The organism is Pseudomonas triticifolii (genome assembly GCF_014358015.1).
Classification (GTDB): Bacteria; Pseudomonadota; Gammaproteobacteria; order Pseudomonadales; family Pseudomonadaceae; genus Aquipseudomonas; species Aquipseudomonas triticifolii.
Genome location: NZ_JACONV010000004.1, coordinates 129,792 through 156,325 on the forward strand (window position 1 = coordinate 129,792; position 26,534 = coordinate 156,325).

General features: G+C 60.8%; 26 protein-coding genes and 1 pseudogene. 14 read left to right on the forward strand and 13 right to left on the reverse strand.

Annotated features, from left to right (window positions below; translation table 11 throughout):
• Positions 1-18: 18 nt before the first annotated feature.
• The 6 genes from rluB to H8S56_RS09495 all read right to left on the reverse strand — a co-directional run bounded on the left by rluB (position 19) and on the right by H8S56_RS09495 (position 4,964).
• The gene (gene rluB / locus H8S56_RS09470; protein ID WP_187518491.1) at positions 19-1,248 is read right to left on the reverse strand and encodes a 23S rRNA pseudouridine(2605) synthase RluB; all 1,230 of its coding nucleotides are present in this window, start codon (positions 1,246-1,248) and stop codon (positions 19-21) included.
• Positions 1,249-1,432: 184 nt separating this feature from the next.
• The gene (locus H8S56_RS09475; RefSeq protein WP_024689181.1) at positions 1,433-1,624 is read right to left on the reverse strand and encodes a DUF1289 domain-containing protein; all 192 of its coding nucleotides are present in this window, start codon (positions 1,622-1,624) and stop codon (positions 1,433-1,435) included.
• A gap of 205 nt (positions 1,625-1,829) precedes the next feature.
• On the reverse strand, positions 1,830-2,624 hold the full coding sequence (scpB, locus tag H8S56_RS09480) for an SMC-Scp complex subunit ScpB (protein ID WP_187518492.1): 795 nt from the start codon (positions 2,622-2,624) through the stop codon (positions 1,830-1,832).
• A 15-nt stretch (positions 2,625-2,639) separates the two neighbouring features.
• Positions 2,640-3,338: a segregation and condensation protein A gene (locus H8S56_RS09485; protein WP_175561716.1), complete on the reverse strand. Its 699-nt coding sequence runs from the start codon at positions 3,336-3,338 to the stop codon at positions 2,640-2,642.
• A gap of 119 nt (positions 3,339-3,457) precedes the next feature.
• The gene (locus H8S56_RS09490) at positions 3,458-4,087 is read right to left on the reverse strand and encodes an L-threonylcarbamoyladenylate synthase (RefSeq protein ID WP_187518493.1); all 630 of its coding nucleotides are present in this window, start codon (positions 4,085-4,087) and stop codon (positions 3,458-3,460) included.
• A gap of 13 nt (positions 4,088-4,100) precedes the next feature.
• A complete protein-coding gene (locus H8S56_RS09495) occupies positions 4,101-4,964 on the reverse strand; it encodes a PHP domain-containing protein (protein ID WP_024689177.1) in 864 nt (287 codons plus the stop codon).
• A 65-nt stretch (positions 4,965-5,029) separates the two neighbouring features.
• Between H8S56_RS09495 and H8S56_RS09500 the strand changes: the two genes are divergently transcribed.
• The 6 genes from H8S56_RS09500 (at position 5,030) to H8S56_RS09525 (ending at position 9,182) form a co-directional block, all read left to right on the forward strand.
• Positions 5,030-5,626 carry a septation protein A gene (locus tag H8S56_RS09500; protein WP_024689176.1) on the forward strand — a complete coding sequence of 199 codons (597 nt, stop codon included), beginning with the start codon at positions 5,030-5,032 and terminating at the stop codon, positions 5,624-5,626.
• Position 5,627: 1 nt separating this feature from the next.
• Positions 5,628-5,927, forward strand: coding sequence for a YciI family protein (locus tag H8S56_RS09505; RefSeq protein WP_187518494.1), 300 nt, complete (start codon positions 5,628-5,630; stop codon positions 5,925-5,927).
• Positions 5,928-6,079: 152 nt separating this feature from the next.
• Entirely contained in the window at positions 6,080-6,487 is a 408-nt protein-coding gene (locus H8S56_RS09510; RefSeq protein WP_024689174.1) for a translation initiation factor 2, read from the forward strand.
• Positions 6,488-6,494: 7 nt separating this feature from the next.
• On the forward strand, positions 6,495-7,172 hold the full coding sequence (locus H8S56_RS09515) for a response regulator transcription factor (protein ID WP_024689173.1): 678 nt from the start codon (positions 6,495-6,497) through the stop codon (positions 7,170-7,172).
• Positions 7,173-7,271: 99 nt separating this feature from the next.
• Complete coding sequence (locus tag H8S56_RS09520; protein ID WP_024689172.1) at positions 7,272-7,736, forward strand: Spy/CpxP family protein refolding chaperone; 465 nt, start codon at positions 7,272-7,274, stop codon at positions 7,734-7,736.
• A 90-nt stretch (positions 7,737-7,826) separates the two neighbouring features.
• A complete protein-coding gene (locus H8S56_RS09525) occupies positions 7,827-9,182 on the forward strand; it encodes a sensor histidine kinase (RefSeq protein ID WP_187518495.1) in 1,356 nt (451 codons plus the stop codon).
• Positions 9,183-9,189: 7 nt separating this feature from the next.
• Here H8S56_RS09525 and H8S56_RS09530 read toward each other — a convergent pair whose 3' ends face one another.
• Entirely contained in the window at positions 9,190-9,750 is a 561-nt protein-coding gene (locus H8S56_RS09530) for a nitroreductase family protein (RefSeq protein ID WP_024689170.1), read from the reverse strand.
• Positions 9,751-9,925: 175 nt separating this feature from the next.
• On the opposite strand from H8S56_RS09530, the gene H8S56_RS09535 reads away from it, so the two are divergent.
• Complete coding sequence (locus H8S56_RS09535; protein ID WP_024689169.1) at positions 9,926-11,380, forward strand: TrkH family potassium uptake protein; 1,455 nt, start codon at positions 9,926-9,928, stop codon at positions 11,378-11,380.
• Between the two features lie 342 nt (positions 11,381-11,722).
• Positions 11,723-12,034: a DUF962 domain-containing protein gene (locus H8S56_RS09540; protein ID WP_187518496.1), complete on the forward strand. Its 312-nt coding sequence runs from the start codon at positions 11,723-11,725 to the stop codon at positions 12,032-12,034.
• Between the two features lie 66 nt (positions 12,035-12,100).
• Here H8S56_RS09540 and H8S56_RS09545 read toward each other — a convergent pair whose 3' ends face one another.
• A complete protein-coding gene (locus tag H8S56_RS09545) occupies positions 12,101-12,928 on the reverse strand; it encodes a UDP-2,3-diacylglucosamine diphosphatase (protein WP_024685607.1) in 828 nt (275 codons plus the stop codon).
• A gap of 132 nt (positions 12,929-13,060) precedes the next feature.
• On the opposite strand from H8S56_RS09545, the gene H8S56_RS09550 reads away from it, so the two are divergent.
• Entirely contained in the window at positions 13,061-13,936 is an 876-nt protein-coding gene (locus tag H8S56_RS09550) for a DMT family transporter (protein ID WP_187518497.1), read from the forward strand.
• On the opposite strand, the gene H8S56_RS09555 is transcribed toward H8S56_RS09550, so the two are convergent.
• The gene (locus tag H8S56_RS09555) at positions 13,930-14,232 is read right to left on the reverse strand and encodes a SelT/SelW/SelH family protein (protein WP_024685605.1); all 303 of its coding nucleotides are present in this window, start codon (positions 14,230-14,232) and stop codon (positions 13,930-13,932) included. The two genes, H8S56_RS09550 and H8S56_RS09555, sit on opposite strands and share 7 nt — an antisense overlap.
• Before the next feature lie 162 nt (positions 14,233-14,394).
• Between H8S56_RS09555 and H8S56_RS09560 the strand changes: the two are divergent.
• Positions 14,395-15,180: pseudogene (locus tag H8S56_RS09560) on the forward strand (LLM class flavin-dependent oxidoreductase); the annotation flags it as partial.
• Between the two features lie 63 nt (positions 15,181-15,243).
• Here the strand turns inward: H8S56_RS09560 and H8S56_RS09565 are convergent.
• Positions 15,244-16,149, reverse strand: coding sequence for a LysR family transcriptional regulator (locus tag H8S56_RS09565; protein ID WP_187518498.1), 906 nt, complete (start codon positions 16,147-16,149; stop codon positions 15,244-15,246).
• Between the two features lie 424 nt (positions 16,150-16,573).
• Here H8S56_RS09565 and H8S56_RS09570 point away from each other — a divergent pair, with 424 nt between their 5' ends.
• The gene (locus H8S56_RS09570; RefSeq protein WP_187518559.1) at positions 16,574-17,749 is read left to right on the forward strand and encodes an acyl-CoA dehydrogenase family protein; all 1,176 of its coding nucleotides are present in this window, start codon (positions 16,574-16,576) and stop codon (positions 17,747-17,749) included.
• 84 nt (positions 17,750-17,833) lie between these two features.
• Here H8S56_RS09570 and H8S56_RS09575 read toward each other — a convergent pair whose 3' ends face one another.
• Entirely contained in the window at positions 17,834-18,742 is a 909-nt protein-coding gene (locus tag H8S56_RS09575) for a LysR family transcriptional regulator (RefSeq protein WP_024689042.1), read from the reverse strand.
• Positions 18,743-18,859: 117 nt separating this feature from the next.
• Here H8S56_RS09575 and H8S56_RS09580 point away from each other — a divergent pair, with 117 nt between their 5' ends.
• The 3 genes from H8S56_RS09580 (at position 18,860) to H8S56_RS09590 (ending at position 23,716) form a co-directional block, all read left to right on the forward strand.
• Positions 18,860-20,287 carry a mechanosensitive ion channel family protein gene (locus tag H8S56_RS09580; RefSeq protein WP_187518499.1) on the forward strand — a complete coding sequence of 476 codons (1,428 nt, stop codon included), beginning with the start codon at positions 18,860-18,862 and terminating at the stop codon, positions 20,285-20,287.
• Positions 20,288-20,447: 160 nt separating this feature from the next.
• Positions 20,448-20,885, forward strand: coding sequence for a helix-turn-helix domain-containing protein (locus tag H8S56_RS09585; RefSeq protein ID WP_024689040.1), 438 nt, complete (start codon positions 20,448-20,450; stop codon positions 20,883-20,885).
• A gap of 71 nt (positions 20,886-20,956) precedes the next feature.
• Positions 20,957-23,716 carry an ATP-binding protein gene (locus tag H8S56_RS09590; protein WP_187518500.1) on the forward strand — a complete coding sequence of 920 codons (2,760 nt, stop codon included), beginning with the start codon at positions 20,957-20,959 and terminating at the stop codon, positions 23,714-23,716.
• On the opposite strand, the gene H8S56_RS09595 is transcribed toward H8S56_RS09590, so the two are convergent.
• A complete protein-coding gene (locus H8S56_RS09595) occupies positions 23,696-25,219 on the reverse strand; it encodes an ATP-binding protein (protein ID WP_187518501.1) in 1,524 nt (507 codons plus the stop codon). The two genes, H8S56_RS09590 and H8S56_RS09595, sit on opposite strands and share 21 nt — an antisense overlap.
• A gap of 124 nt (positions 25,220-25,343) precedes the next feature.
• Positions 25,344-26,294 (reverse strand): GlxA family transcriptional regulator, encoded by a 951-nt coding sequence (locus H8S56_RS09600; RefSeq protein WP_024689037.1) that lies wholly within the window; start codon positions 26,292-26,294, stop codon positions 25,344-25,346.
• Positions 26,295-26,534 lie beyond the last annotated feature (240 nt).

The following is a 26,534-nucleotide window of genomic DNA, read 5'->3' on the forward strand; positions in this document are numbered from 1 at the left end:
GCTGCTCACACGCCACGCTTACTGTGGCTTGCGACGACCGAAGCCTGGGCGTTGGCCCGAGCCTGCTGGCGGACCACGACGCTTACCTGACGGCGCGTCATCGTCAACCAGCTTGATGCCGGCACGCTTGGGCGCTGGCTTGGCCGGGCGCTTGTTCATGTCGCTCGGACGCTCGGCTACCGGAGTACCACGGCTGTTATCAGCCGGACGCGGCGAACGCGAACCTGGCTTGCCGGAATCCTTGCGCGGTGAAGGACGCTGGGTCGAATCGCCACGCGGACGATCACGGTCGCTGCCGGTGATCTGCGGTTGACGCTGCGAACGTTCGCTGGACGTTGATGCGCCAGCGCCAGCGGCAGGACGCAAGGTACGCACGCGCTCGCCTTTGCCCAGCGGGCGGGACGATTGACGCTGCAGACGCTCCAGTTTTTCCTTGGTCTTGGCGTTCATCTGCGGCTGGGCCACAGGTGTCAGGCCGACTTCAGCAGCCAGAATGTCGACTTCGTACTGGCTCATTTCACGCCAGCGGCCCATCGGCAGGTCGGAGTTCAGGAACACCGGCCCGTAACGCACGCGCTTCAGGCGGCTGACCACCAGACCCTGGGATTCCCAGAGGCGACGCACTTCGCGGTTACGGCCTTCCATCACCACGCAGTGATACCAGTGGTTGAAGCCTTCGCCGCCCGGTGCCTGCTGAATGTCGGTGAAACGCGCAGGACCGTCTTCGAGGATCACGCCGTTTTTCAAACGCAGCAGCATGTCGTCGTCAACTTCGCCACGCACACGTACTGCGTATTCGCGGTCCATTTCGAACGACGGGTGCATCAAACGGTTGGCCAGCTCACCGTCGGTGGTGAACATCAGCAGACCGGTGGTGTTGATGTCCAGACGACCGATATTGATCCAGCGGCCTTCTTTCGGGCGCGGCAGGCGATCGAATACGGTCGGACGGCCTTCGGGGTCGTCACGGGTGCAGATCTCACCGTCCGGCTTGTTGTACATGATGACGCGGCGAACCGTTTCGGCCGCTTCTTCGCGCTTGATCACGCGACCGTCGACGCTGATGGCGTCGTGCAGGTCAACACGCTGACCAAGGGTCGCGTCCTTACCGTTGACCTTGATACGGCCTTGGGTAATCCAGGCTTCTACGTCACGGCGTGAGCCCACGCCAATGCGCGCCAGAACCTTCTGCAGCTTTTCGCCTGCGGGTCCGATTTCCTGGCTGTCCTGCTTGTCTTTTTCACTCATCTGGGCACCTCCCGGTGTGTCGAATCAGGGCTGGCCGAGAACCGGCGAGACCTGTGCCCTGCGCGCTGTGGATAGCCGCAAGGCGAAATACTTGAAGCCCTGGCGAAAAGGTTATCGCCGAGGGTCGGCCATCATACGCCCCTGCGGCCTTTTGCGCATCCAGGGCGCGGCGTAATTACCGGTATCACTTCTTCTTTTTGCGACCACCGGTCTTGAGCTTCGCCAGCCGCTTGGCTGATTCACTCAGCACTTCGCGCTTTTCGTCCTTTTCCAGCTTCTTCCACGCCTTGATTTCCCGCTTGCTGCGACCGCATCCCAGACAAATATCGTCGTCGAATTTGCACAGGCTGATGCAGGGGTTCTTGGTTGAACTCATGGACAGCGACTCTCGAGGGAAAGGTGACAGAAGGTGTGACCGCAGGTGGAGGGATGAATTCGACGTGATGGCTGATACAGGAATGCGCTATGTGGGAGACGGCTTACCGGCGCTGCGATCTGACAGGCAACCGTTCAGTGCCTGACCTGACGACATCGCCGGCAAGCCGCCTCCCACCGATAGACGAACTTCGTACGCAAGACAGTCAATCAGGCTTGGGGGCTTGATCCGGATCTTGTTCATCAACCGATTCTTCATCAACCGATTCAGGTTCAGCCCGTAAAAGGTCATCAAAATCCGTCTTGAGCCCCTGCTCCATGGAGTCCAGTTCAACCAGCAGGCTGCGAAAGCTGGTTTCATCGCGCGCTGGTTCGGGCGCTTCGTCAACATCCAGGCTGGCGTCGGCTAGCGCCTGGATATGCGCAGGGACCGGAGCGTCCTCGAAGTCCAGCTCCGGCTCGGTTTCCATTTCGCGCAGGTCTGCCAGCGGCGGCAGTTCGTCCAGGCTCTTGAGGTTGAAATGGTCGAGGAAGCCCTTGGTGGTGGCGAACATCGCTGGCTTGCCCGGTACATCGCGATAGCCCACCACGCGAATCCACTCGCGCTCCATGAGCGTCTTGACGATATGGCTGTTTACCGCGACGCCACGCACATCCTCGATCTCGCCCCGGGTAATCGGCTGACGATAAGCGATCAGCGCCAGGGTTTCGAGCATGGCACGGGAATAGCGCTGAGGCCGCTCTTCCCACAGGCGTCCGACCCAAGGCGAAAACTTGTCACGAATCTGCAGACGATAACCGGACGCGACTTCCTTGAGCTCGAAGGCCCGGCCGTCGCAGGACTTGCGCAACAGCTCCAGCGCTTTCTTGAAGATCGGCGGCTCCGGGCGCTCGCCTTCCTCAAACAGCTCATACAGCCGATCAAGCGTTTGCGGCTTTCCGGAGGCCAGCAGAAAAGCTTCAAGCAGTGGCGCAAGTTCGCGGGGTTCGTTGAGGTTCATGGGTGTGCTCTGGCTCTACTCGGCTCGCGCCCTGACATGGATCGCCGCAAAGGGCTCGTTTTGGACCAGCTCGACCAGCGATTCCTTGACCAGCTCAAGCACAGCCATGAACGTGACCACCACACCAAGTCGCCCCTCCTCGGCAGTGAACAACTCGGCAAACGGCACGAAACCGCCGCCCTTTAGGCGTTCCAGCACGTCGCTCATGCGCTCGCGGGTAGACAGGGCTTCGCGGCTCACCTGATGGCTTTCGAACATGTCGCCGCGATGCAGCACTTCAGCCATCGACATCAGCACCTCTTCAAGGCTGACATCCGGCAACAGCTTTCGCGCCCGGGCCTCAGGGGCATCCAGTTTCGGCACGATGACGTCACGCCCGACACGTTTCAGGCCATCAAGGCCCTCGGCAGCGGCCTTGAAGCGTTCGTACTCCTGCAGACGACGAATCAGCTCGGCACGCGGATCACCTTCCTCTTCTTCGATTTCCGCCGAACGCGGCAGCAACATGCGCGATTTGATCTCGGCGAGCATGGCCGCCATCACCAGGTACTCGGCCGCAAGCTCCAGGCGCACGGTTTTCATCAGCTCGACATAGCCCATGTACTGCTTGGTGATTTCCGCCACCGGGATGTCGAGGATGTCGATGTTCTGTTTGCGGATCAGGTAAAGCAGCAGGTCGAGCGGGCCTTCGAAGGCTTCGAGAAAGACTTCCAGCGCATCCGGCGGAATATAAAGGTCCAGCGGCATCTGCGTGAGCGCCTGGCCGTAGACCAGGGCAAACGGCAGCTCCTGCTGGGCATCGGCCTGACTGTCGACCGTCTCGACCACTGTCATTAAGAACCGTCACCAAATGGCGTCGGATCGCCACAGCCGACTCGAATCACCTGCGGTTCGCCTTCGGACAGATTGATGACCGTGGACGCGGAGATACCGCCCATGCCGCCGTCGATGATCAGGTCTACCTGATGTTCGAGGATTTCGCGCATTTCATAGGGATCGCTCAGCGGCACGCTGTCACCCGGCATGATCAGGCTGACACTCATCAGCGGCTCACCCAATTGTTCCAGCAACGCCTGGGTAATCGGGTGGCTCGGCACACGCAGGCCAATGGTGCGACGCTTGGGGTGCAGGATCAGGCGCGGCACTTCTCGTGTGGCGTTGAGAATGAAGGTGTAAGGGCCAGGCGTGTGGGCTTTCAATGCACGGAAAGCGCCAGTGTCGACTTTGGCAAACAGGCCCAGTTGCGACAGATCGCAGCACATCAGCGTGAAGTTGTGCTTGTCGTCCAGTTGCCGCAGACGACGGATACGCTCGATGGCGCTCTTGTCGCCGATCTGGCAACCCAGCGCGTAGGACGAATCTGTCGGGTACACCACCAGCCCGCCGGCCTTGATGATTTCCGCAGCCTGTTTGATCAGGCGCGGTTGCGGGTTCTCCGGGTGGACCTGGAAAAATTGACTCACGGTAACTTCCTGTTCAGACGGCGGCAGTAGGCTGTTCATGTTTGAATCTGCACCATAAAGGTGGCAAATCCTCCGGGACCGGGCGATAAACGCCAATTTCGCCCCAGGCGCCGGGGCCATGGAAGTCGCTGCCGGCGGACACCAGCAGACCAAACTCTCGGGCCAGGATTGCCAGGGTTCCGACTTGATCGGCGGGTTGCATACCGTTGACCACTTCGATGGCGTGACCGCCAGCCTGGATGAAATCGCCCACCAGTTTACGCCGTTTACTGCGGGTAAAGTCATAATGCGAAGGATGCGCGAGGCTGACCCAGGCGCCGGAGGCCCGCAAGGTCGCCACCGTGTCCTCCAGCGTAGGCCAGTGCTGCTTGACGTCACCCAGTTTGCCCGCGCCCAACCATTTGCGGAATGCCTCGGCGCGATCCTTGACGTAACCTTCGCGCACCAGAAAGTCAGCGAAATGCGGACGCGCTGGCGCATTACCGCTATCGCCCAGCTCTTTCTGGATCGCCCGGGCACCTTCCAGCGCACCAGGCATACCTTTGATCGCCAATTTGCGACTGATTTCTTCAGCGCGTAGCCAGCGTCCGTCATGCAAACGGGCGATGGCTTCGGTCAGGGCAGGTGCCTGAGTGTCGAATGCGTACCCCAAAATATGGATGGTCGCCCCGCCCCAGGTGCAGGACAACTCTACACCGTTGACCAGTTGCATACCCAGTGAATGCGCCGTCGCACGGGCCTCTTCGAGACCTTCGAGGGTGTCGTGGTCGGTGAGCGAAAGGACACGCACGCCATTTTCGTAAGCACGCGTTACCAGTGCGGTGGGCGACAAGGCTCCATCCGAAGCGGTGCTGTGGCAATGCAGATCAACATTCATAGTGGTGCTTTCGCAGTCATTGATGTTTGTTATTATGCCGCTACATCCTGCTTCTGGCTGCCATTGTGAAACAATTCATCGACTTCATCCCGCTGCTCCTGTTTTTCATTGTCTACAAAACCGAACCCCGCGCAGTGGATATCCTGGGCAACAGCTATATGGTAGGCGGCATTTTCAGCGCCACAGCCATGCTGATCATCAGTTCTGTGGTGGTTTACGGCATTCTCTATATAAAGCAGCGCAAGCTGGAGAAGAGCCAATGGCTGACCCTCATCGCGTGCCTGGTGTTCGGCAGCCTGACACTGGCCTTTCACAGCGAAACCTTCCTCAAGTGGAAAGCGCCAGTGGTCAACTGGCTGTTTGCCCTGGCATTTGCCGGTAGCCATTTCATTGGTGATCGTCCACTGATCCAGCGCATCATGGGTCACGCGTTGACCTTGCCGGCTGCCATCTGGACCAAACTGAACATCGCCTGGATCTTCTTCTTCCTGTTTTGCGGTGCGGCCAACCTCTATGTGGCGTTCACTTATCAAGAATTCTGGGTCGACTTCAAGGTCTTCGGCAGTCTGGGCATGACCCTGATTTTCCTGGTGGCACAAGGCATCTACCTGTCCCGCCACCTGAATGACGCAGCTTCCACCACGACCAAATCCGAGGACTGACATGCTCTACGCAATCACCGCCACTGACGTCGAAAACTCGCTGGAAAAACGCTTGAGCGTGCGCCCTGCGCATCTTGATCGACTCAATGCGCTCAAGGATGCAGGCCGCCTGATCCTGGCAGGCCCGCATCCTGCGGTCGACAGCAACGATCCAGGCGCAGCCGGTTTCAGCGGCAGCCTGATCGTTGCCGAGTTCGACTCCTTGAGTGCAGCAGAAAGCTGGGCCAAGGCCGATCCGTTCGTCGAGGCAGGCGTCTACGCCAACGTAGTGGTCAAGCCGTTCAAGCTGGTTCTGCCCTGACCGACGCTGAGTCCCCTGTGCGGTCCTGCACGTAACACCGCAGGACCCGCCCGCTTCACGCCCTGCTACCCCGCCGCCCTCATCATTCCCCACGCGCTGCCGACAACCTGCCGAGGTTCCACTAAAAACGGTTCTGGTCAACGGGAGTTCAGATGCGTTCAGGTACGTTGTGTCTGCTGATAGCGATGTCGGGAACAAGCCTGCAGGTCCAGGCAGAAGGAGCGGATGTCACCGGGGCGACACCTGCGGCGCATTATGCAAACGCGGCGAGCCAGATAGCCGACCTTCAGGCGCGACTGGGCGAGAGCGAACGTCAGCGCGAAGAGCTGGTCAGGCAGGCACAAAGCGTCGAACGCGACAGCGCCCTGTTGAGCCGCTCGCGCCAAGAGAACCAAAAGCTCAAGTTGCAGCTCAAAGAAGCGCTGTCAGCCACGCCACCGCGCCTGCTGACCGAGCAACAACAATGGTTCATCGCAGGAGGTGGCGTTGCGATGATTGCCCTTCTGTGCGGTATATTTGTCAGCGGTTGGCGTAGGCAACGCCGGCAGTGGCTAAATTGAGTGAGACATGAGCGAGCTGTTACTAATTGATGATGATCAGGAGCTGTGTGAGCTGCTGAGCAGTTGGCTGAGCCAGGAAGGTTTTCAGGTGCGTGCCTGTCACGATGGGCAAAGTGCTCGTCAGGCGCTGGCCGAGCAAGCCCCGTCAGCGGTGGTACTGGACGTGATGCTACCCGACGGCAGCGGTCTGGAACTGCTCAAGCAGTTGCGCTCCGAACACCCTGATCTGCCAGTGGTGATGCTGTCGGCACGCGGCGAACCGCTGGACCGCATTCTGGGCCTGGAACTGGGCGCTGACGATTATCTGGCCAAACCCTGCGATCCCCGCGAGCTAACTGCCCGCCTGCGCGCCGTGCTGCGCCGCAGCCATCCGGTGGCGTCGTCGACTCAGCTTGAGCTGGGCGACCTGACCTTCAGCCCGATGCGCGGCGTGGTCAGCATCGACGAGAAAGAACTGACCCTGACCGTGTCGGAAAGCCGCCTGCTGGAAGCCTTGCTGCGCCAGCCGGGCGAACCGCTGGACAAGCAGGAACTGGCGCAACTGGCGCTGGGCCGCAAGCTGACCCTCTACGATCGCAGTCTGGACATGCACGTCAGCAATCTGCGCAAGAAGATCGGCCCTCACCCGGACGGCCGCCCGCGGATCATGGCGCTGCGCAGCCGTGGCTACTATTACAGCCTTTAGGCTTACACAAGCTTTACCAAGCCCTGACCGCGCTTGACCTTGATCTCCCTAAACTGGGCTCAACGGCATAGAGCCGCACTAGAGACAAGGAGATACACCATGCGCAAGACCCTGATCGCTTTGATGTTCGCCGCTGCCCTGCCTACCGTTGCCATGGCTGTTCCACCGCCACCTGCAGGTGCTGAACCTGGCGCACCGGCCATGCATATGGAACGCGACGACCGTGGCCCAGGCCCTGGCATGCATCGCGGCCCAGGCCCGTTCCGTGATCTGGACCTGTCGCGTGAACAGCGCCAGCAGATCGACCGTCTGATGCGCGAACAGATGCACGAACGTCGTGACATCACTCAGCGCTACCTGGACAAGATGCCTGCTCCTGAGCAGAAGGCCATGCAGGACGAGATCAACGCCAAGCGTACCGAAACCGATACCCAGATTCGCGCCCTGCTCAAGCCTGATCAGCAGAAGCAGTTCGATGAAATCAAGAAAAAGCAGGACGAACGTCGCGCCGAATGGGCTGAATTCAAGGCCTGGAAAGCCGCGAAGGCTGCAAAAGCGCAATAATACCGGTCACGCCCCAGGGCAGACTGACTGCAACCAACCCGGCATGCTCGAGCATGCCGGGCTTGCTCATTTCTTGACCGAGGAAAACCTGTGCGTTCATTGTTCTGGCGAATCCTGGCCAGTTTCTGGCTGGCCATTGCTCTGGTTGCAGGCCTGTCGATTCTGCTCGGGCACATGCTTAATCAGGACGCCTGGATCCTCAGCCGTCATCCGGTGCTCAACAATCTGCCGGAAAACTGGACCCAGCGTTTCGAAGAACAGGGCGCCGAGGCGTCTCAGGATTACCTGCAGAACCTAAAACGCCGCAACCGCATTGACGTGCAGGTGCTCAATGACAGTGGCGAGCCTGTGGTGCGCGGCACCTTCCCGCCTCGTGCAGCAGCCCTTGAAGCGCGCCAGCAGCAGGGCGATGACGACGATGACGGCAGAAAACTGCCGTGGCGGCGTCTGGCAACCGAATACACCAGCCCCAAAACTGGCGAAACCTATCTGTTTATCTACCGGATCCCCCACCCGGAACTCGATCAATGGCATCGCCAGAGCCTGATGTGGCCGCTGAGTGCGCTGGGCATCGCGCTGGTTGTGCTGACCCTGTTCAGCCTGTTTGTGACCCTGTCGATCACCCGGCCGCTGAGTCGCTTGCGCGGCGCGGTGCATGACCTGGGGCAGACCAGTTACCAACAGCACAGCCTGGCGCAACTGGCCAACCGTCGTGACGAATTCGGCGTGCTGGCCACTGATTTCAACCGCATGGGCGCGCGTCTGCAAAGTCTGATCGGCAGCCAGCGTCAGTTGCTGCGCGACGTGTCCCATGAACTGCGCTCACCGCTGGCGCGCCTGCGCATCGCGCTGGCCCTGGCAGAACGTGCCGAACCTGTCGAACGGGAAAAGTTGTGGCCGCGCCTGGGTCGCGAATGCGATCGGCTGGAAGCGCTGATCAGCGAGATTCTGGCCCTGGCACGTCTGGATGCGGACTTTGGCAGCGCCGAGCCAGTCGATCTGGAAGGGCTGCTGCATCGCCTGAAGCACGACACGCAACTCGACGGTGTCGAGCAGAACATTCAGGTGCACGTACAAAGCGATCTGCACTTGCAAGGCTGGCCGGACATGATCGAACGAGCGCTGGACAACCTGCTGCGCAATGCCCTGCGCTTCAACCCGCCGGGCCAGAGCATCGATTTGCAGGCCACGCGCGTGGACAACCACATACGCCTGAGCGTGCGCGATCACGGCCCGGGGGTCGCTGAAGAGCATCTGGCGCAACTGGGTGAGCCGTTCTACCGCGCACCCGGCCAGACTGCGCCGGGCCACGGGCTGGGACTGGCAATCGCCCGGCGCGCCGCAGAACGTCACGGCGGCAGCATGACTCTGGGCAATCATCCGCAAGGCGGTTTTATCGCCACGCTGGATCTGCCGCCGGAGCCCATCAATCCCTCACCGGTCTAGGGCCTGATCAGCCCTGCCATTGGCTGACAAACGCGCCCACGTCGACCTTCGGTGCTTCGCGGGGCGGGTTCAACGGGGTGCCCAGGTAAAGAAAGCCGATCACTTCTTCATTGGCTTCAAGCCCGAGCCCTTTGGCCACATGCGGCGTATATGACAACTCGCCCGTACGCCAGACAGCGCCGACACCCAGCGCGTAAGCCGCCAGCAACACCCCATGCGCCGCACACCCGGCAGTGATCAACTGCTCCTTGCGTGGCACCTTGAAGTGATCCTGCAACCGCGCGATCACCACCACGACCAGCGGCGCACGTAACGGACCCTGACGGGCCTTGTCCAGTGCCTGCGCAGTAACCTCGCCACCGCCCTGCTCCAACGCCTCGGCCAGCAAGGTGCCCATGCGCTCGCGTGCCGAGCCTTCGACGGTCAGGAAACGATACGGTCGCAGCTGGCCGTGATCAGGTGAGCGCAAGGCTGCACCGAACATGATTTCCCGCTGTGCGGCATCCGGGGCCGGATCGACCAGACGTGGAACCGATACGCGGTTGAGCAAAGCGTCGAGCGCCTGCATGGGCTGTCTCCTTATCAAAGATGATCGGGCATTCTAGAGCGTGTATGGCTTCAATAACGAGCACGCGGGGCAATTACTTACAGGCAATGTCGAACGCAGCGCCCGGCCATGCTGGTTTACATGCCTACGCGCGCGGGTAGAATGGCGCCTTTCTTCACTGCAACCAGAGCCTTTCATGTCGTTGCTGACCCTTCGCATCATCGGTTTCATCATCGGCATCTTTCTGATCACTCTGGCTGTCGCCATGATCGTGCCCATGGCCACGCTGGTCATCTACGACCGTTTCGAAGACCTGCGCGCCTTTTTGTGGGCCAGCGCCATCACCTTCATCGCCGGGCTCGCGATGGTGCTGCCAGGCCGACCCGAGCACGTTCAGTTGCGGCCGCGCGATATGTACATGCTTACGGTGTCCAGCTGGATCGTAGTGTGTATTTTCGCGGCGTTGCCGTTTTTGCTGACCCAGCACATCAGCTACACCGACTCCTTCTTTGAAAGCATGTCCGGCATCACGGCCACCGGCTCGACCGTGCTCAGCAACCTGGACAGCATGTCGCCGGGGATTCTGATCTGGCGTTCCATGCTGCACTGGCTGGGCGGCATCGGCTTCATCGGCATGGCCGTCGCGATTCTTCCGCTCTTGCGAATCGGCGGCATGCGCCTGTTCCAGACCGAATCCTCCGACCGCTCCGAAAAGGTCATGCCCCGCTCGCACATGGTGGCCAAGTTCATCGTGCTGGCTTATGTCAGCTTCACTGCGCTGGGCAGTCTGGCGTTCTGGATGGCGGGCATGAGCCTGTTCGATGCGATCAACCACGCCATGTCAGCGATTTCCACCGGCGGTTTCTCGACGTCCGACCTGTCCCTGGCCAAATGGCCACAGCCTGCGGTTCACTGGGTCGCCATTGTGGTCATGATCCTGGGCAGCCTGCCCTTTACCCTCTACGTCGCCACGCTGCGCGGCAATCGGGGCGCATTGTTCCGGGACGAACAGGTGCAAGGGCTGATTGCCCTGCTGTTGATCACCTGGCTGGTGATGACTGTCTGGTATGCGAACACCACTGACCTGCCGTGGACCGAGGCGTTGCGCCACGTGGCGCTGAACGTCACGTCGGTGGTCACCACCACAGGCTTTGCGCTGGGGGACTACAGCCTGTGGGGCAATTTCTCGCTGATGCTGTTCTTTTACCTGGGCTTTATCGGCGGCTGCTCCGGCTCGACGGCAGGCGGCGTGAAAATCTTCCGGTTTCAGGTCGCCTACATCCTGCTCAAGACCAACCTCAACCAGTTGATCCACCCGCGCGCCGTGATGAAACAGAAATACAACGGCCACCGGCTGGACGACGAAATCGTGCGCTCGATTCTGACGTTCTCGTTCTTCTTCACCATCACCATCTGCCTGATTGCGCTGATGCTGTCGCTGCTGGGCCTGGACTGGATGACCGCGCTGACCGGCGCAGCCAGCACGGTGTCAGGCGTCGGCCCGGGGCTGGGTGAAGTCATTGGGCCTGCGGGTAACTTCTCCACCCTACCGGATGCTGCCAAGTGGATTCTGTCCGGCGGCATGCTGTTGGGCCGTCTGGAGATCATCACCGTGCTTGTACTGTGCGTACCGGCGTTCTGGCGGCATTGATACGCGGATGAAAGAAGCTGACGCCTGATGCGTCAGTTCTGCTGCCGGTTCCCGGCAGGTCGCCAGCAAGCTGCCTCCCACAATCGGTTGTTTGCTTTGAGACGGCGCCAAGAAACAGGGACATCCCTTATCAAACAAGCAATAGCCCACTGAAGGAACGCTATTTTTTTCTGTGGGAGGGGGCTTGCCCGTGATGAAGTTGACGCGGTGTATCAGGAACATCGCTTCAGGCTCATCACCAGCAAGCCGCCTCTAACAGTAGGGTGAACTGCGCCGAATGGATGCTGCCAAACAGCACCCTGTCAGGCTAGACTGATCCGAAGCCAACACGAGGGTCAGCACATGGACACCGTCAAGCCGTTCAACCGCTTTGCCGATTTCTATCCGTACTACCTTGAGGAACACCGCAGCAGCACCAGTCGACGCTTGCATTTCGTGGGCACGTCGCTGGTGATCTTTCTGCTGGCCTTTGGCATTGGCAGCGGGCGGTGGTGGCTATTGGCGCTGTTACCGATTGCCGGTTACGGCTTTGCCTGGGTCGGGCATTTCTTCTTCGAGAAAAATCGCCCCGCCACCTTCAAGCACCCGTTCTACAGCCTGCTCGGCGATTTCGTCATGTACCGCGACATGTTGTTGGGCAAGGTGCCCTTCTAAGTCTGCCCTTCTCTGAGTGTGCCGTTCTGAGCGTGTGCCGCTTCAAACCGGCGCGGTCTGGAGAACTCAGGCAACCGGCTCGCTGACCGGCATTTCCTGCTCTTCGACCTGCGGGCTGGCCTGCAAATGGGCATTTGCCAGCCGAAACAGTTCGATCTGGCCGTCCAGGTGCTCGATCAGCGCCGTGCAGGACTCCACCCAGTCTCCGCAGTTCATGTATTCCACGCCGCCCACCTGGCGAATTTCGGCGTGGTGAATGTGCCCGCACACCACGCCGTCCAGCCCGCGCTTCACACATTCATGAGCGATGGCTTCTTCGAAATCACTGATAAAATTCACCGCGCTTTTGACCTTGTGCTTCAGGTACGCCGACAGCGACCAGTAGCCATAGCCATATTTGGCACGCCAGTGGTTAAGCCAGCGATTGAGGGTCAGGGTGAACTCATAGGCCGAATCACCCAGAAACGCCAGCCAGCGGTGATAACGGGTGATCACATCGAACTGATCGCCATGAATCACCAACAGACGACGACCGTCGGCTGTCACGTGTTCGGCCTCGTCCACCAGTTGAATGTTGCCCAGAATCAGCTTCGAGTAACGACGCAGAAATTCGTCGTGGTTGCCGGTGACGTAGATCACTTCAGTGCCACGCTTGCTCATGGTCAGCAAACGCCGGATGACGTTGGTATGCGCCTGGGGCCAATACATACCGCCGCGCAGCTTCCAGCCGTCGATGATGTCGCCCACCAGATAGATACGGTCAGCCTGATAGCGCTTGAGGAATGCCGACAAGTGTTCAGCCTGGCAATCACGCGTGCCCAGGTGCACATCGGAAATCCACAAGGTCCGTACACGTTGTTTGCGGCTGGGTTTGGCGAGCTGAGCACTGCTCATGGGACGACCTCCGGCAGGTTTTCCAAGAGAGTGCGGTATGCCGGTTAACCGAATGTGACATGTGCATGGCGATGTCATGACAATGGCTTTTGCGAGGTAGACTTGGCTGTCGCCGCGCCCACAAGGACTGTCATGACCCCGCGCTCCGCCCTGCTCGCCCTGCATATGGGCGCCCTGCTGTTTGGCCTGTCGGGTGTGCTGGGCAAACTGGCCCACGCATCGCCCTCTGTGATCGTCTTCGGTCGTGCAGCCTTTGCAGTTGCGGCACTTGCGGTGTTCGCAAGGTCAGTCGGCAACATGCACTGGATACCGTTGAGCCGGGCCAGCGCCGCGCGCCTGGTGCTCAGTGGTGTGTTGCTAAGCCTGCACTGGGTGTCGTTCTTTCTTGCGGTGAAGATCGCAGGGGTGGCAGTGGCAACGCTGGGGTTCGCGAGCTTTCCGGCGTTCACCGTGGTGTTGGAAGGTCTGGTGTTTCGCGAGCGGATTCGTCGTATCGAAATGCTGCTGGTCGTGCTGGTGAGCGTGGGGCTTGTTCTGGTGACACCCGGGTTCGATCTGGCCAGCCAGGCAACGAGCGGTCTGCTGTGGGCGATCTTCTCGGGGCTGACCTTCGCCCTGCTGTCTCTGGTCAACCGCGCCAGCGCCAGCCATGTGCCGGCGGTGCAGGCCGCGCTGTGTCAGAACCTGATCGTCGCCCTCTGCCTGTTGCCGTGGGCAGCGTCGGCGCTGCCTGCCGTTTCTGCCGTTGATTGGCTATGGATTGCTCTGCTCGGCGTGTTCTGCACCGGCTTGGCGCACGGCCTGTTCGTTGCGAGCCTGGCGGTGTTCAAGGCGCGGACGGCGGCCGTGGTGTTTGCCATGGAGCCGCTTTACGGCATTGGGTTCGCCTGGCTGATCTTCGCCGAAACGCCCACGCTGCGCATGCTGCTGGGCGGGACGCTGATCATCGTTGCCATTCTGATATCAGGCTTGATGAGCAGTCGCGACACAAAAACCGCCGCTCATTGAGGATCGGCTGCGCAGGACCGGTCGTTATGACCCAGATCACGTGCCGGATCGATCTGGTCACGCACACGTTGCTTGAGCACCTTGGCCTCCGGGAATCCACCGTCGGCCTTGCGCTCCCAGATCTGCACGCCGTCGCAGGTAATCCGGAACGCGCCGCCCGTGGCGGGCTCCAGCGAGACTTTGCCCAGATCATCGCAGAAGGTGCTCAACAGCTCCTGTGCCAGCCAGGCAGCACGCAGCAACCATTGGCACTGGGTGCAATACGTGATGATCACTTCAGGTTTTTCAGCAGACATGAACGCTTGCTCCGCATAGACGAGCGCACATGATACGCACCGTTAGCTCACTCAACGAGCGCTGGCGACGCGTCGAATGTCGTTAAGCGTCGGGTTGTGCGCAACATCGTCCAGATCAGCGTCCTGCTGATGCCCTTTGACGCCCAACAGGCTCAACAAGCGGCTGCACACGCCGCGAGTGTGACCCGCACACTGAAATTCCTGATCGCCCATTGTTCCGGTTTCATTTCGCCGACCGTCGCAGCACGCCAGTTTGCGACGCTGGATGTGTTCAACGGCGGGCGCACAGCGGTGCATATCATCACCGGCGGCGACGACAAGGAACTGCGTGCCGACGGCAGCCATATCGGCAAGCACGAGCGCTACGCACGCAGCGATGAATACCTGAGCGTGGTGCGCCAGAAGTGGACAAGCGATCAACCGTTCGACCACAAGGGCACGTACTACCAGTTCGAAGGTGCGCACTCGCTGGTGAAGTCGCCACAACTGCCACACATACCGCTGTACTTCGGAGGATCGTCAGCCGCTGCGATTGCCGTGGCAGGTAAACACGCCGACGTTTACGCACTGTGGGACGAGACGTACGAACAAGTGCGAGACGTGGTCAAACAGGTACGCGCCGAAGCAGCCAAGCATGGCCGCACCATTCGTTTCAGCCTGTCACTGCGACCGATTCTGGCCGACACCGAGGCGCAGGCGTGGGCACGTGCCGACAGTATTCTGGAGAAAGCCAGGGCATTGGCCGAGAGCAACGGCTTCGTGCGCCGCGAGCCGCCGAACGAGGGCTCGCGTCGCCTGCTGGACTACTACGACCTGGGGATTACCACCTTCCTGATTCGCGGCTTCGACTCACTGGATGACGCCATCGATTACGGCAAAAAGCTGATCCCGCCGACCCGAGAACGGGTTGCCCGGCGCGAGCGCGAGGCTCGCGAGCAGGTTGCCTGAGCCACCAGCAGACGACATAGACAGGGAAGACAGGCAGGTGCCATCGCCTGCCTGGAGCGCGCGTCATGCGGCAGCTGAAACCTGATCCAGCGACCGCGCGACCAACGCGCCGAAAGCCTCCACCGGCCCTTGCAGGTTGCCCAGAAAACGCGGGTAGAACAGCCACAGGTCCAGTACCGGTTTGAAGTCTTTCAAAGGCACGACCGCCAGTTGGTCGCGATGCATGCTGCGTTCCAGCAATGGGCGCGGCACCAGGCCCAACCCCATACCATCGGCTACCAGCCCCAGTTGCAGATCGGTGCCGAAGGTTTCCAGATTGACCTTCATGCTCAGGCCCTGATTGGACAATGTGCGCTGCAGCCCGGACCGGAAACCGCAACCGTCGGGATTGAGCACCCAGCCCTGCTCGTAGCAGTCGGCGAGCCTGACAGGCTTTTTGGGCACGGTATTTTTCGCGCCGACCACCACCAGCTCCATCTTGCCGATGGAGTGAGCAACGATGTTTTCCGGGAAGATCTTGCCTGCCGGGAACAGCGCGGCGGCGGCGTCCAGCTCGCCGTTCTCGATCTTGCCGATCAGGTAACTCCCCCAACCAGTACTCACTTGCGCGCGCAGGTCGGGATATTCGCCCCTCAGTTGCCTGAGAGCATCAAGCAGCACCACATCACCAATGGTCTGTGGCACACCCAGACGCAACAGTCCGCTGGGCGGTGTGTCACTGGCCACCAATTCACGTAGCGCGTCCATCTCGCGCAGGATCGCAAGGCACTTCTGATAAACCTGAATACCCATGGGCGTGGGCTTGAGCGGCTTGGTGTTGCGATCGAACAGCTCGACACCCAGCGCGTGCTCGAAATTCTGCACCCGGCGCGTAATGGCGGGCTGCGTCAGGTCCAGCGATTCAGCCGCGTGGCTGATCGACTGGCAGCGAATCACTGCAACGAACGCATCGATATCATCAATTTTCATTCGGACCGCACATAAAAATATAAGAGGAACATAGGCAAAAAGCATAGTACCAACGGCCGTTCGTGGATAGCCCACGCCTGCAACATAAGCCGGAAACGTCAGCTGCGAAAGACGTTTTCGCTCCAACCCAATCATTAAAAAAAAGCATATTAAATACAATAATTATGCTTATATCCGTCTATCTCCTCGACACTGCTGTGGAATGGACATGACCCGGAACCGCCACCCCGAACGACTCGGGGCCTTCATCGACGCGCTGACCGAACTCATCAACAGCGATACCCATGAGAGCGATGTGCTGCGGCGCGGTAGCAGGCTGCTTTCGCAACTGGTCAGCCATGACGACTGGTTGCCCAGGCCGCCCGCCAATGATCAGCCTGTTCAACGCATACTCGCTTATTGCCCCACTGCGAAAGGACCCCGCATGAACCCTTCTACCCTTCGTCAACCGTTGCCTGAGTCGGACGCCGCCTTTAGCGCCCGGCTGAACAGCCTGACGGCGACGCTGGCCGAAACCGCCGAGCACTACGACACCAGCGCTGCCTTTCCGCACGCCAACTTCAGCCTGCTGCACCAGCATGGTTTGCTGGGCCTTGTCGTACCGACCGACTTGGGCGGTGGTGGCGCAGATCTGTCGCGGGCGCAGCAGGTCATCAGCGCAGTCGCCCGAGGCGAGCCTTCCACGGCATTGATTCTGGTAATGCAATACCTGCAGCACGCCCGCTTGCAAGAGAACGTCAATTGGCCCCGCGACCTGCGCGTGCGGGTCGGCGAAGAGGCGGTCCGCGACGGCGCACTGATCAACGCCCTGCGCGTCGAACCCGACCTGGGCACGCCAGCGCGTGGCGGTTTGCCGGGCACTGTCGCGCGTCGTACCGCAGATGGCTGGCGCATCAGCGGCACCAAGATCTACTCCACAGGCAGCCATGGCCTGACCTGGTTTGCCGTGTGGGGCCGCAGCGATGACGAAGACCCTTTGGTCGGCACCTGGCTGGTGCACAAGGACACGCCCGGCATCCAGATCATCGAGGACTGGGACCACCTGGGCATGCGCGCCACCAACAGCCACGAGATTCGTTTCGACGATGTGTGGGTGCCGTTGGAGCACGCAGTGAGCGTCAGCCCATGGAGCGCGCCGAAGCCGGATCTGGACCCTGCGGGTCCGTTGTGGATGTCGGTGTTGCTGTCATCGGTGTACGACGGGATTGCCCGGTCCGCCCGCGACTGGCTCGTGGACTGGCTGGAACAGCGCAAGCCGTCGAACCTCGGCGTAGCGCTCTCGACCCTGCCGCGCTTTCAGGAAATCGTCGGGCACATCGACACGCTGCTGTTCGCCAACCGCAGCCTGCTGGATGCAGCGGTTCAGGGCCTGACGCCTGCGCAGCATGCCGGGCAGCTCAAATACCTGGTGACCGGTAATGCGATACGCGCTGTGGAACTGGCCATCGAAGCGTCCGGCAATCCGGGGCTGTCGCGCAGCAACCCGCTGCAGCGTCACTACCGCAACGTGCTGTGTGGCCGGGTTCATACGCCGCAGAACGACGCCGTGCTGATCGGCGTCGGCAAGGCCGTGTTTGCCGGGCGCAATGCTGCCGTTTGAAGCGGGACGCCTGAGCAACGAGCAATCCAGCCGCGACACACTGCATCGGCGAGCCCCATCAGCACAATACTCCGCTGAAAAACCTTACCCGCGGCGATCATCCAGTTCGATGCTCGCATCCAGCCGCTCACGCAAGAACTCGATGAAGGCCTGCACCGGCCTGGATGCCTGGCGATGCTGTGGGTACACCGCCGACAAGGTCAAAGGCTCCGGCCGAAGGTCGTCCAGCACGCGCACCAGACTGCCGTCTCGCAAGGCCGCGCCGACAATGAACGTCGGCAGGTAAGTGATGCCCAGCCCCGACACGGCGGCATCCCGAAGCAGCTCGCCATTGTTGACCCGCATCCGCCCGCTGACACTCAGGCTCAGCGGCTTGCCTGCGCCCTGGAAACGCCACTGCACCTGACGCCCATGACCGTACGGGAGGCAGTCATGGGCGTGCAGGTCCTCGGGTTTTTCCGGTGTACCGCGCTCGGCCAGGTACGCAGGGCTGGCGCAGTAGACCCGGTCGATTGACGCAATACGCCGGGCGATCAGGCTGGAGTCTTCCAGCACACCGATGCGCAGCACCAGGTCGTAGCCCTCGCTGAGCAAATCCACCGGGCGGTCACTCAGGTCCACTTCCACCGACACGTCTCGGTAGCGCTGCAGAAACAACGGCAACAGGCAGCCCAGGTGCGCCACGGCAAACGACAGCGGCGCGCTCAGGCGCAAGGTGCCGCGTGGCTCGCTGTTCTGGCCGGTGATGCCCTGCTCCACCTGCTCGACTTCGGCCAGCAGGCGCAAGGCCGATTCGTAATAGCTCTGGCCCAGCGGCGTGACGTCCAGCCGCCGCGTGGAGCGGTTCAACAGCCGCACACCCAGCCGCTCTTCGAGCTGCATCAAGCGCCTGCTAACGAACTGTTTGGACAGCCCAAGCTTGTCGGAAGCGGCGGTGAAGCTGCCCGACTCCATCACCTGGCAAAAGATACGCATGTCTTCAAAAGGGTTCATTGTCACGACCTGGTTGACAGTTAAACGCTTTATAGCTGCTTTTTCACTTTTCAGCACCCCATTAGTCTGTGTCCACAGGGCAAACAGCCCCTTCCCAACGTTCTGTGGAGCCATCCCATGTATCAGTCATTGAGCCATCCGCTGCTCTGGAGCACCCTGCTGCTGTTGGCCGATGTGCTGATCTGGCACATAGCGCCAGTGCAGCAGCGGGTGGCGCGGGTCAGCATTCGGTTGGCACTGTTTCTGGTGTTCAGCACACTCATCATCAACGCGGGCATCAGCCCGTTGCAGGCACCGTCCTGGCCGGACGACACCGTGATTCAGTTGGGCGCAACGGCGCTGGCGATTCTCTGGTGGGTCTACGCCGCGCGGGTACTCACGGTATTGATCGGCCTGGCGCTGATGCACCGCATCGGGCACAGCGGGCGATTGTTGCAGGACGTGATCGGCGCGCTGGTGTTTCTGATCGCCGTGGTGGCGGCCGCAGGCTATGTGCTGGAGCTGCCGGTCAAAGGTCTGCTGGCCACGTCAGGTGCGATGGCGATCATCGTCGGTCTGGCGTTGCAGAGCACATTGAGCGATGTGTTTTCCGGGATCGTGCTCAACACCACCAAGCCTTATCAGGTGGACGACTGGGTGTCGATCGATGGTGTCGAAGGCAAGGTCCTCGACATCGACTGGCGCGCCACGCACTTGCTGACCAATGCTGGCAGCACCGCCGTGGTGCCCAACTCGGTGGCGGCCAAAGCCAAGATCGTCAACCTCAGCCGTCCGACCCATATGCACGGCGTTTCGATCAGCATTCAGGTGCCGACGCACATTCGCCCACGTCGGGTGCTCGACGCTCTTGAGCGCACCCTGCAAGGCAGTAGCAGCCTGTTGCTGAGCCCTGCGCCAAAGGCCGTACTGCACGCGTCCGGCGAGAGCATGTCGGAATACGTGGCCAGCGGTTTCATCGCCGACCTGAGCAAAAAAGGCGAAGTGCGTAATCAACTGTTCGACCTCGCGCACCGTCACCTTGAAGCCGCAGGCATCGTTCGCCAGCCCGATGCAGCCGTTGAGCCGGCTTCCCGGGCCCGCGCATTGCTGGAAGAGGTGAAAGTGTTCCGCTCGCTCAGCGAAGAGGAGCGCGATCATCTGGCGCAGCACATGACCGCTCAGCAGTACTCGGCAGGCCAGGTGGTGCTGGACCTGAACGAGGTGCCTGACGGACTGTTCGTGATCGCCACCGGCGTCATCAGTGCCGCAGTGGTCAACGGCGAACAACGCGTCGAAGCCGGGCGCATGGGGCCGAGCGAAGTGCTGGGCGAACAGGGTCTGCTGGACGACACGCCTTCCCAAGCCTGCTTCACGGCCCTGACCTCAAGCATCGTTTATCGCATTGATAAGACCATGGCCCGCGCCTGCATGGCGCAGTCCAGCCAGGTCAATACGGCGCTGCACAAGCTGCAGGCCGTACGCCAGAAGAACAGCCATTCGATGCTGCTGGCACCCCCGCCGCAGGTGAGAAAAGGCGGCTTTCTGGGCTGGCTGCAGAGCCGCTGAAAAGGCCGACGCAGAGCCGCCGGGCAATCAGTTAGCCATCATCCGTTCACCTCGAAATTAACAACGATTAACTCGTCAGTACGGCCCGCGAATTCAAGAATAGAGGCCTCTGCGCAAATCCTTGCCCATGGAAAGCTCCCAATCACCACGGACATTTGCCATGACTCACTTTTCACGTTACGCCTGCACACTTTGCCCTCAGGCACAGAGCACCGACAAACCCGGCCGGCACAGCGGTGGGTTGTCACCGTGGCGCGAGCGACTGGCCAAGCAGTTGATCAGCGACAACCTGAGCGAAAACATCGAAGTGGCCGAACTGGCACGCGCCTGCGCCCTGTCGCGCAGCTACTTCTCCCGCGCCTTCAAGTGCAGCACCGGGTTATCACCTCAGGAATGGATCCGCGAGCAGCGCCTGGCCCGTGCCAAATGCCTGATCCAGCACACCGCCATGAGCCTGACCCAGATCAGTCAAGAGTGCGGATTCTGTGATCAATCACACTTTTCGCATATCTTCTCCCGCGCAGAAGGCGTCAATCCCTTCACCTGGCGCGGGCATGTACGCACAAACGGCCAGCGCGCGGAGTTGGCCGCGTCGTGACGCAGGCTCTGGGCTACTCTGTGCACTCGGGCGCGCCATCCAGTGCCAGACAACCTGACAGGAGCCCTCCGTTGACCGCTCTCGGCGAACAAGCCATTCGCTTCGGCCCCTATCGCATCTATCCACACCAGCGGCTGGTGCTTGAGACCGACACCCCGCTGCGACTGGGCCGTCGCGCCGTGGACATTCTGCTGGTACTGCTCGAACACGCCGGTAACGTGGTCAGCAAGCAGCAGTTGATGATGCGGGTCTGGCCCAGAAGCGTGGTTGAAGACGGCAACCTGCGCGTGCACATGGCCGCCTTGCGCAAGGCGCTCGGCGATGGCCAGGCGGGACAGCGCTATATCGTGACAGTGGCGCAACGCGGCTATAGCTTCGTCGCCCCGCTTCTTGTGGAATACAGCGAAGAAGCACCGGATGCCCGCATGAAAAACCCGACGCGCCACAACCTGCCGATGCGGCGCGCACGCCTGCTGGGCCGTGAGGCCTTGGTCGACCGCGTGGTCGTGCAGTTGCAGCAACACCGCTTCATTTCCCTGGTCGGCCCCGGCGGCGTCGGCAAGACCACATTGGCATTGCGCATTGCAGAGCAGTTGATCGGCCGCTATCGCGACGGCATTCGCCTGCTCGACCTGACGCCGCTGACAGACCCGGCACTGATCGTCCCGCACCTGGCGTCGCTACTGGAATTGTCGCTGCACGACGATGCGCCCATGACCCATCTGGCCACGTTTCTACGCGAACGGCAGGTGCTGCTGGTGATTGATAACTGCGAGCACCTGATCGACGCCATTGCGCAGCTCAGCGAAAGCATTCTGCGCAGTGCGCCACACGTGCATATTTTGACCACCAGCCGCGAAAGCCTGAGGGCCGAGGGTGAGTGCGTGCAGCGGGTGGAGGCACTTGACTGCCCGCCTCGGGAAAGCGTCGACCGTTCATCCGCCATGGGCTACCCGGCTCTGCAACTGTTCGTCGAGCGCGCCATGGCCAGTCATGAGCCCTTTGAACTGACCGACGAAAACCTGCCACTGGCCATAGAGCTGTGTCAGCGACTGGATGGACTTCCACTGGCGATCGAACTGGCTGCTGCGCAGGTCGGCCATTTGCACCTTAGCGGAGTGCTTGAGCATCTCCAGCAAGCTGAAGGTTCATCCGGCGTACTGGCGCGACATCAGACGCTGAGCACGCTGCTGGACTGGAGCTTCCAGATGCTGAGCGTATGGGAGCAGGATTGTCTGCTGCGACTGGGCATCTTCAGCGCTCGCTTCACACTGGAGTCGGCTGCGGCTGTGATAGCCGATCAACCAATCGCGACACCTGAAGTGTTCGCCGCCATTACGCAACTGGTGAGCAAATCCCTGCTGAACGTCGAGGTCGGTGATAACGAGGTGTTCTATCACCTGCTCGACACCACGCGCCGTTACGCCCTGGAAAAACTGCAGCAACACCCCGGGCTGCCAGGCATTCGGGATCGTCACGCCCGACGCTGCCTGACCATCATGGAGCAGGCACGACAGGACTGGGAATGCCTGCCGACCGAGCAGTGGATCGAGCGCTACAGCCGAAGCCTGGAGGATATCCGCTCGGTACTCGCCTGGGGCCTGAATACCAAGCGGCCTCAGCCCATCGCCATTCGGCTCGTGGCTCAGTCGGCACCCTTGTGGCAGGAACTGTCGCTGCTCAAGGAGCATGGCGGCTACGTGCGCAGAGCCTTGGCGCTGCTGGACGCCAACCCCCTGCCCTGCCTGGACCTGAAAATGGTCTTGAAACTGGCTCAGGCCAACTTTTCGTATCACACCGTCGGTGGCACACCAGAAACCGTGGAAGCGTTTGCCACCGCGCACCTGCTGGCAGAACAGTCAGGTGACCTGAACGGTCGGCTGCAGGCCATCTCCGGACAGGTGGCGGTCAATCTGTGCAGCGGTCATTACCTGCCCACGCTCGAACAGAGCCACCAGTTCAATCGCCTGGGGCTCGACGTCAATGAAACCCTGCGCCTGAGCGCCCAGCGTCTGCGCGCCCTGGCGCTGCACTACAGCGGTGACCAACGCCGGGCCCGACGCGAAGCCGAACAGGTTATTCAGCGCATGGCGCAAAGCGATCACTCCAACCGTTTCACTCAAGGTTTTGGAATCCAGTATGACCTCAGCGTGGCATCACTGACCTTACTGGCGCGCATTCTCTGGCTGCAGGGCTTGCCCGAACAGGCCTGGCGAACCGCCTCTCAAGCGCTGGACATCGCTTTGCAGATCAACCATGGCGCGTCCATCTGCTACAGCCTGGCCGTGGCGGGCTGCCCGCTTGCGCTTTACAACGGCGATACCCGAATCGCCAGCGACCGGGTGCAGTTGCTGCGCGAACAGTCCCAGAAACATTCGGTCCTGCTCTTCTACCGATGGGCGCAGCACTATCAACAGGTGCTGACCGACACGGATGACCGGGTAGATCAGGCCCACTGTACGGGCCTGATCAAGGACATCATGACCACCCTGCGCCCCGTCGCAGTGGATGACGCACAGTTTGCGCGAGCGAAAACGGGCGCGGCTGGCTGGTGCACCGCCGAACTGTTGCGCGCCAAGGCCGAAGTGTTGCCAGCGCACGACGATCAGCAGAGCGAAGCGCTGCTGCTTGAATCCCTCGACATTGCACGAAGCCAACATGCGTTGGCATGGGAACTGCGCAGCGCAACCTCGCTGGCACGTCTGTGGCATCGCCGGGGTTTGGGGCAACAGGCCAGGGTCCTGCTGGCACCGGTTCATGCGCGCTTCAGCGAAGGGTTCGAAACCCCCGACCTCAAGGCCGCTCGGGCCTTACTCGACCAACTCCACTGATTGAGCTTTCACCGCCAGCCAGCGCTGAAGGCTGAGATGGCGAGCGTGGCGCGTGGCGAATGTCTGCAACTCGCCACTGTGTTCAAGCTTTTCCAGCGCATACAGTCGTGTGGTGTAAGAAAGGCCATAGCGCACACCCCCATCCCGTGAACCGCGCACACTCGACAGCAACGAGTGGTGCTCCAGTTGCACGATTCCCTCACGCACCGACTGCGCGCCGAGTCCGTCGCAACCGATGACATCAACGGCCGACTCACGCGTGAACGCGGCATCGAAGACTGCCAGGCGGCATAATACCTGTTGCGCCTGCTCGCCAAGGTTCAGACAACTCCAGTCCAGTGATGCCCTGAGAGACTGATGGCGCACGACAGCACTGCGTCGCCCCTGGGTCAGCCAGTGCACACAATGAGCCAGTTGGGCCTGCAACCCCATCAGCGCAAACACTTCGATATGCGCCGCCGCCAGTTCCATGGCCAAGGGCAGACCGTCGAGTTTTCGGCAGATCTCGCCGATGACAGCCATGTCTCGCTCACGCACCGCCCATCCTTGCTGACGCGCCTGAGCTCGATTGACGAACAATTGCACGGCCGGATAAGCGAGCCCCTGCTCCACGCTGCACGGCGTGCCCGCAGGTGGGAACGCCAGCGGCTCCAGGCGGTACACCGATTCGCTCGGGATGCCCAAGGGGCTACGGCTGGTGGCCAAAATCACCAGATCGCCCCCCAGAGCGAGCAAGGCGTCTGCCCAATGAGCGCAACGTTCGTGCAACGCCTCGCAATTGTCGAAAATCAGCAGACGCCGCCCCTTGGCGGTTTCGATGAACAGGCTATGCAGGGAAGACGTTGCCTTGCTTTCAAGCAAGCCCGCCAGGCAGTCAGCCAACGATTGTTCATCGCTTACCACAGAGAAATCGATCAGCCATACGCCGTCCTCATAGCGCCCGGACAATGCGTCGGCCACACGACAGGCAACCGACGATTTGCCGACACCGCCCGCCCCCACCAGACTCATGAAGCGCTTGGCGGGCAGCTGGCGCACCAGTTTTCCGATCACTTCATCGCGTCCGATCACCGGGTTCAAGCGCACCGGCAGGTTATGTGTCGCACGCATCGGCAGAGCCGCAGGTCCAGCCTGGGTGCGATCAACCCTGGCGATGAAACGGTAACCGTGCTGCGGGATTGTCTCGATGTAGCGTTGTCCGTCATTCAAGGCTCGTCGCAGCGCGGCAACGTGCACGCGCAGATTGATTTCCTCAACGCATGAGCTGGGCCAGACCTGATCCAGCAAGGTCTGCTTGCTGACGACTTCGCCAGCGCTTTCAATCAGTATCTGCAGAATGTCCAGCGCCCGACTGCCCAGACGCAATGCCGTACCGCCACGCGTGATCAGCCGCTGACGCACGTTGAACGTGTAGGCACCGAACGACAGCACCGCCTCGCTGTGCGTGGTATCGAAGCGGTTCAACGGTGCAGGCTGGCCGAGGCACACTGTCTGGCAGTCCATTGCGTCACCCTGATGAATAATGCTTATTCATCTTGGCAGGCAACCGCACTGGAACAAGTTGTTCAGGGGGCGTCATACGGTCAACGCGGTGCCGAATACGGACACCGGGGCTTTTCAGTCGAAACTAACTGAATTGTTCGCGGTATTGGGAGGGCGTCAGACCGAGTTTTTCACCAAACAGAAAACGCATGTGCCGCACGCTGCCGAAGCCACTTCGGTAAGCCACGGTCTTGAGCGGCAGATCGCTGATCTCCAGCAGACTTCTGGCCCGGTCGATACGCGCATTCTGCAGAAACTCCATGGGCGTCATCTGCACTTCGCGCAGAAACAGCCGGGCAAAGTGCCGGGCGCTCATGTTGGCCATGCTGGCCATGCGCTCGACGCTGAACGATTCATCCAGGTGCTCCAGTACATAGTTCTGCACTCGCGTGACAGGGGTTTGCTGAGTCGCAACGGCATTCATCAACGGACTGAACTGCGCCTGACCACCCTGACGTTTCATCAACACCAGCAGCACCTTGGCAACATCCTGTGCGACTTTCTTGCCGTGATCCTGAGCGACAATCGCCAGCGCCAGGTCGATACCTGCCGTCACACCGCCGGATGTCAGCAGGTTACGATCCTGAATGTAGATGTGATCGGTTTCGACGATGGCTTTCGGGAAGCGTTGGATAAGCCGCTCGGTGTAGTGCCAGTGGGTCGTGACGCGATAGCCGTCCAGCAGTCCCGCCTCGCCCAGAATGAACGCGCCGGTACAGATCGACCCGATACACCCCGCCTGTTCCTTGACCTCCAGCAACCAGCGCACCAGAGGTTGATGCTTTTCATCGTAGGCACCCGGTCCGCCGGGCACCAGCAACAGGTCAGGATTGCCAGCAGCCTGCTCCATGTGAACGTCGGCGGTCACATGCACCCCATTGGATGCGCGGATGGCATGGCTCTGCGTACCGACAGTGCTTAGCTGGTAATGCTCGTCAGGTGCCAGGTAACGATTGGCAATGGAAAAGACCTCCATAGGCCCCGCCATGTCGAGCAGAAGAAAATCGGGAAACAGGACCATTGCCACGGTTTTCATGAATGAGGCGTCACTTGAAGAGGGGGAAAGGTCGAGCACGCATTATGGCGGAGATCGTGGGCGATGGGGATTTTGCGCAGGGATGAGACGTGATTGTGTGCCGTTACAGGCAGGCCCTTTCATGAAACAGCCCCTGTGCACCCGATAAAATGCAGCCTCTCGTGGGCGTGGGCGTGCTCACGAAAGCGCCGGTTCAATTCAGGTATATGGCCTTCTCAAGGACTCCCTGCCTGCAGCGAG

Coding starts and splice junctions, on each gene's coding strand:
- rluB (WP_187518491.1), bottom strand. CDS start 1,248: ATGAGTGAAAAAGACAAGCAGGACAGCCAGGAAATCGGACCCGCAGGC.
- H8S56_RS09475 (WP_024689181.1), bottom strand. CDS start 1,624: ATGAGTTCAACCAAGAACCCCTGCATCAGCCTGTGCAAATTCGACGAC.
- scpB (WP_187518492.1), bottom strand. CDS start 2,624: ATGAACCTCAACGAACCCCGCGAACTTGCGCCACTGCTTGAAGCTTTT.
- H8S56_RS09495 (WP_024689177.1), bottom strand. CDS start 4,964: ATGAATGTTGATCTGCATTGCCACAGCACCGCTTCGGATGGAGCCTTG.
- H8S56_RS09505 (WP_187518494.1), top strand. CDS start 5,628: ATGCTCTACGCAATCACCGCCACTGACGTCGAAAACTCGCTGGAAAAA.
- H8S56_RS09510 (WP_024689174.1), top strand. CDS start 6,080: ATGCGTTCAGGTACGTTGTGTCTGCTGATAGCGATGTCGGGAACAAGC.
- H8S56_RS09515 (WP_024689173.1), top strand. CDS start 6,495: ATGAGCGAGCTGTTACTAATTGATGATGATCAGGAGCTGTGTGAGCTG.
- H8S56_RS09520 (WP_024689172.1), top strand. CDS start 7,272: ATGCGCAAGACCCTGATCGCTTTGATGTTCGCCGCTGCCCTGCCTACC.
- H8S56_RS09530 (WP_024689170.1), bottom strand. CDS start 9,750: ATGCAGGCGCTCGACGCTTTGCTCAACCGCGTATCGGTTCCACGTCTG.
- H8S56_RS09535 (WP_024689169.1), top strand. CDS start 9,926: ATGTCGTTGCTGACCCTTCGCATCATCGGTTTCATCATCGGCATCTTT.
- H8S56_RS09540 (WP_187518496.1), top strand. CDS start 11,723: ATGGACACCGTCAAGCCGTTCAACCGCTTTGCCGATTTCTATCCGTAC.
- H8S56_RS09545 (WP_024685607.1), bottom strand. CDS start 12,928: ATGAGCAGTGCTCAGCTCGCCAAACCCAGCCGCAAACAACGTGTACGG.
- H8S56_RS09550 (WP_187518497.1), top strand. CDS start 13,061: ATGACCCCGCGCTCCGCCCTGCTCGCCCTGCATATGGGCGCCCTGCTG.
- H8S56_RS09555 (WP_024685605.1), bottom strand. CDS start 14,232: ATGTCTGCTGAAAAACCTGAAGTGATCATCACGTATTGCACCCAGTGC.
- H8S56_RS09565 (WP_187518498.1), bottom strand. CDS start 16,149: ATGAAAATTGATGATATCGATGCGTTCGTTGCAGTGATTCGCTGCCAG.
- H8S56_RS09570 (WP_187518559.1), top strand. CDS start 16,574: ATGAACCCTTCTACCCTTCGTCAACCGTTGCCTGAGTCGGACGCCGCC.
- H8S56_RS09575 (WP_024689042.1), bottom strand. CDS start 18,742: ATGAACCCTTTTGAAGACATGCGTATCTTTTGCCAGGTGATGGAGTCG.
- H8S56_RS09580 (WP_187518499.1), top strand. CDS start 18,860: ATGTATCAGTCATTGAGCCATCCGCTGCTCTGGAGCACCCTGCTGCTG.
- H8S56_RS09585 (WP_024689040.1), top strand. CDS start 20,448: ATGACTCACTTTTCACGTTACGCCTGCACACTTTGCCCTCAGGCACAG.
- H8S56_RS09595 (WP_187518501.1), bottom strand. CDS start 25,219: ATGGACTGCCAGACAGTGTGCCTCGGCCAGCCTGCACCGTTGAACCGC.
- H8S56_RS09600 (WP_024689037.1), bottom strand. CDS start 26,294: ATGAAAACCGTGGCAATGGTCCTGTTTCCCGATTTTCTTCTGCTCGAC.